Here is a 4,350-nt window from a genome sequence, read left to right as displayed (position 1 = left end):
CCGGTGAGTTCTACGACAAGGCCGACGAGGAGCTGGTCATCACCATCAAGGAGCTGCTCGACACGCGGGTGCGCCCGGCGGTCGCCCAGGATGGCGGCGACATCACCTTCCGCGGCTTCGAGAATGGCACGGTGTTCCTGCACATGAAGGGTGCCTGCGCCGGCTGCCCGTCATCGACGGCGACGCTGAAGCACGGCATCCAGAACCTTCTGCGCCATTTCGTGCCGGAAGTGCAGCAGGTCGAGCAGGTCTCCTGACGCCCGTTTTGACAATTCTACCCTGCTGACCGTCTGGTCCGATTTCTTCGCTTCCGGCGCATCGGTCAGAAGGAACTCCAAAATGATCTACGAACTTCGGGTTTACCGGGCTCTGCCGGGACGCTTGCCGGCGCTTCTTGATCGCTTCGACAAGATCACGCTCAAATTATGGGAAAAGCACGGTATCCGCCAAGCGGGTTTCTTTACCACGCTGATCGGAGCTTCGAACAACGAACTGACCTACATGCTGGCATGGGAATCGCTGGCCGAACGCGAAGAGCGCTGGACGGCGTTCGTGAAGGACCCTGCCTGGACGCAGGCGCGGGAAGACTCCGAGCGTGATGGCCAGATCACCGAGACAATCATCAACCAAATTTTGGTACCCACCGCGTTCTCGGCGGTGTCCTGACCGCCGAGCAGGCGTCGCATCGCGCAAACAACAAAAAACCGGGCCGAATTGCCCGGTTTTCTGCTTGGGACGTCCGTTGTTGCCTAGACGGTCCGCGTACGAAAACTGCCTCTAGAGAACGATGACCTTGGCGCCGACCGAGGCGCGGTCATAGAGGTCGATAATGTCCTGATTCATCAGCCGGATGCAGCCAGACGACATCGCCTTGCCGATCGAATTCCATTCGGGGCTGCCATGCAGGCGATAGCCTGAATCACCGCCCTTGTTGAACAGGTACATGGCGCGCGCGCCGAGCGGGTTCTTCAGGCCCGGCTCCATGCCGCCGGCAAACTTTTCCAATTCCGGCTGGCGCTGGATCATCTGCCTCGGCGGCGTCCAGGTCGGCCATTCGCGCTTGAGCGCAATGTGGGCGGTGCCATGCCACTCGAAGCCCTCGCGGCCGACGCCGATGCCGTAGCGAATGGCCCTTCCGTCGCCCTCGATGAAATAAAGGAACTTGTTCTGCGTATCGACGATGATCGTGCCCGGCTTTTCCGGGCTATCGTAGTTCACTTCCTGCCGATGGTACTTCATCGGCACTTTCTCGATCGGGATGCGCGGCAGCTGATAACCGGCGTCGGTGACCGCGCCGTAGTCGTTGGAGAAGATCTGCGAGCCGATGGTGCTGCAACCGGCGATAGCAGTGGAGAGCGCCAGTGCGGCGATGATTGCAAACGACTTCATGCGCATCAGGTGATCCGGTGCCCCGCCCAAACTCGGCGGCACGAGTCGGCCGCTCTCTCATCATCATTCATGCTGGCATTTGCTTTGCTTGCCAAGCGCGCGATGCCTATATGCCTGCCTTGACGTACCGGTAAGCGTATCACTATGGCATTTTGGCAACAGGACTCACAGGATTGTGAAGCAAATTCAAGGGGCCTGCTCCATGGGTTCCTGGAAATCGAGGAGAACCGTCATGAATGTCGGTGACGCCGCCCACCGCTCCGGCCTGCCGGCCAAGACCATCCGTTACTATGAAGAGATCGGCCTGATCGCCCCGGCACGCGCCGCCAACGGCTACCGCGATTATTCCGGAGACGACATCCATCGGCTGGCCTTCCTGCGCCGCGCGCGCAATCTCGGCTTTTCCATCGACGATTGCCGCCAGCTGATGGCGCTTTACCAGGATCGCAGCCGCGCCAGCCAAAACGTGCGCGAAATCGCCGCCGCCCATGTCACGGCGATCGAGGAGAAAGTGCGCGAGTTGCAGTCGATGCGCTCGACGCTGCAGAAACTGATTCATGCCTGTCACGGCGACGAAAGGCCGGATTGTCCGATCCTTGATGACATGGCGGGCGCGGCATTGCCTAGCGACAAGGGCGCCTCTGCGCCTGCATAATGACCGTATGTCGACGACGCCCGAAGCCTGGTCGACTCCTGCCGGGAGGACATCCGCAATGGTCTCGATGACCGTCGAACTGCGCAATGTGGAGGACACGCGAGCCGCCATGGGCTGGGCCGGCGGCCACACGATCATCGTCGACCGGCCCGAAGGCAAGGCCGGCGGCATGGGCCTGGGCTTCAATGGCGGCCAGTTGCTTGCCCTGGCGATCGGCGGCTGCTTCTGCAACGATCTTCGCTACGTCGCCGAGGAAATGGGCGTAACGCTCGACAAGATCGCCGTGACCGTGACGCTGAACCTCGAAGGCAAGCCTTTGCTCGCGACCTCGTCAACCATGGCGGTTTCATGCACGACGCTGGACGGCTCCGACCCGGCCGAGATCATTACAAGGGCCGCGGCGATTTCCACGGTCAGCAACTCCCTGCGCCAGGGCGTGTCGGTGAGCATTGAAACGGCCGCAACGACGGCCGGCTTGTCGGAGGAATGATCCCCGGGAACAGGCGCATTGGCCGCGTGGATTGTCAGAGATCGCCAAAAAAGGCCCGCCGCCGGCACGGCAGAGCGATTGACCCAATTTTCTTCGGCATCTGGGCGCGTCAATCAGCCGCTCTATGTCTTCCCTTGTCGCAATGATCAACGATGGAGGTTGGCATGGATCGGCGATTGTTTCTGACTGGAATGCTTGGGCTGGCAGGGGCTGCGACCGTCGTCGCAATCGCGCGTCCTGCCACCGCCTTGGCCGGCATCCCGAATACGGGGCCCGGCATTCTCGACGAGCTCGACAAACCGTCCGACGATATTCTCGACCCGGATGGTCCCGGTGTCCAGGATGGCGTCGAGTTGGTGCGGCACCGCAGATGGCACCGCCGCCGTCGCCGACGCGGGTGGAGGCGGGTCTGCCGTCGCTATTGGCGCAATGGCTATTGGCGCCGCAGATGTTTCCGCAGATCCTTCTGGATCCACTTCTGACGAGACCAGCAACGCGAAGGTCCCGGCGCCCGCCGGGGCCTTCGCTATCGCTGCGGGCTTCAATCAATCGGCAAAAAAAGGCCCGCCGCCCCTCGGCAGCGGGCAGGTCCTGGAGTGCCGGGGGATCAACCCGGCATGGGATCAACGAGCGGATCACCGGTTGGTTGCAGGGATCGGCCCGGTAGCCTTCCTTTGGGTGGACCGCCACCGGGCCTGACCGGAGCGGGGTGTATTGGGGGAGCCCCGGCTGCTTCCAAAATATCACTTTTCTCTTATATTCGCTTTAGCTAATTTACATAAAGCCATGCATCACCCGCAGATGGGGTGCGCACTTCACGAAAGTGTCGAAGTGACGTCTCCCTGCTTATGCCATTCGGAATTCGCGGAACCAAAGCGGTTGCATCTGACTTTGGTTGGTGACGCGCAAAGACTTTTTCGCTGCTATCTTAAAGTTACCAAATGGAAATTGACCGGCGCAGCATATCAAGTCGATTTGCGCTGACGATCTCTCTGTTTTTCCAGGAACTGCTTGGCGTGCTCCGCCCAATCAGCCGTGGTGACTTTATGCTCCTGAACGGACTTTCTGAAAGCCTTGCGCAGAGCATCAAGGTCAAAGGCCCACAGTTGTTCACCATCAGTGCTGTTCAATTTTGTGCCGCCCGTCCCCATGAGAACGATGGTGTGCACCACAAGCTCAATCTTTCAAGGATCAATGCCTGACTTCTTTTGGGTATATCCGGGTATATCGAATATACAATCGCCTGCATAAAACAGGTTCAAACCGTGAACAGAATCTGGCATGGTGCCTGGCATGCCGATCATCTCGCCCATCCCAATCAACCCTCTCATCGACGGTCGCCAGTCCGAACGCGCCATGCTGGTGCGGCGCGGTGTGCAGCGGCTGCTCATGGATATGGGCGCGCATGTCTTGCCCGAACTGTCGCTGGCCACCGGCCGCCGTGCCGACCTCGTCGCTTTGACCCGGCAGGGCGATATCTGGATCATCGAGATCAAATCCTCGATCGAGGATTTCAGGGTCGACCGCAAATGGCCCGACTACCGGCTGCATTCCGACCGCTTCTTCTTCGCCACCCATCCCGGCGTACCCTCGGAGATCTTCCCGCACGAATGCGGCTTCATCCTTTCCGACGGCTATGGCGCCGAGATCCTGCGCGATGCGCCCGAGCACCGCATGGCAGCGGCAACGCGCAAGGCGCTGATGCTGCGGATCGCGCGGGCCGGCGCTTCGCGGCTGCTGGCGGCGGAGCTTGCCGGCGTGTCGGTGCCGGCGCTGGAGGGTGAGAGCGAGTAGCGGCGTCCTTCAGTCTATGGCC

7 protein-coding genes are annotated in these 4,350 nt (G+C 60.8%); 6 read left to right on the top strand and 1 reads right to left on the bottom strand.

Translation table 11 applies throughout. The features are described from left to right. Positions 1-257: NifU family protein (locus EN879_RS25750; RefSeq protein WP_164774574.1), on the top strand; the 257-nt coding region annotated here is incomplete at its 5' end. Between the two features lie 82 nt (positions 258-339). Next, a complete protein-coding gene (locus EN879_RS25745) occupies positions 340-666 on the top strand; it encodes an NIPSNAP family protein (protein ID WP_013528065.1) in 327 nt (108 codons plus the stop codon). Between the two features lie 111 nt (positions 667-777). Here the strand turns inward: EN879_RS25745 and EN879_RS25740 are convergent, their stop codons facing one another. Beyond that, complete coding sequence (locus EN879_RS25740; protein ID WP_013528066.1) at positions 778-1,395, bottom strand: L,D-transpeptidase; 618 nt, start codon at positions 1,393-1,395, stop codon at positions 778-780. A 226-nt stretch (positions 1,396-1,621) separates the two neighbouring features. Between EN879_RS25740 and cueR the strand changes: the two genes are divergently transcribed. The 4 genes from cueR (at position 1,622) to EN879_RS25715 (ending at position 4,328) form a co-directional block, all read left to right on the top strand. Then, positions 1,622-2,044, top strand: a complete 423-nt coding sequence (gene cueR, locus EN879_RS25735; RefSeq protein ID WP_024501803.1) for a Cu(I)-responsive transcriptional regulator — start codon at positions 1,622-1,624, stop codon at positions 2,042-2,044. 58 nt (positions 2,045-2,102) lie between these two features. After that, positions 2,103-2,534 (top strand): OsmC family protein, encoded by a 432-nt coding sequence (locus tag EN879_RS25730; RefSeq protein ID WP_013528068.1) that lies wholly within the window; start codon positions 2,103-2,105, stop codon positions 2,532-2,534. 941 nt (positions 2,535-3,475) lie between these two features. Continuing rightward, positions 3,476-3,736 carry a hypothetical protein gene (locus EN879_RS25720; protein ID WP_127219059.1) on the top strand — a complete coding sequence of 87 codons (261 nt, stop codon included), beginning with the start codon at positions 3,476-3,478 and terminating at the stop codon, positions 3,734-3,736. A gap of 91 nt (positions 3,737-3,827) precedes the next feature. Further along, entirely contained in the window at positions 3,828-4,328 is a 501-nt protein-coding gene (locus EN879_RS25715) for an MmcB family DNA repair protein (RefSeq protein WP_050596417.1), read from the top strand. Positions 4,329-4,350: the final 22 nt, after the last annotated feature.

Source organism: Mesorhizobium sp. M7A.F.Ca.AU.002.02.1.1, assembly GCF_003998535.1.
GTDB classification, from domain to species: Bacteria; Pseudomonadota; Alphaproteobacteria; order Rhizobiales; family Rhizobiaceae; genus Mesorhizobium; species Mesorhizobium ciceri.
Note: the sequence above shows the minus strand (reverse complement) of the source record. Positions and strands in the feature narration are given on the sequence as shown.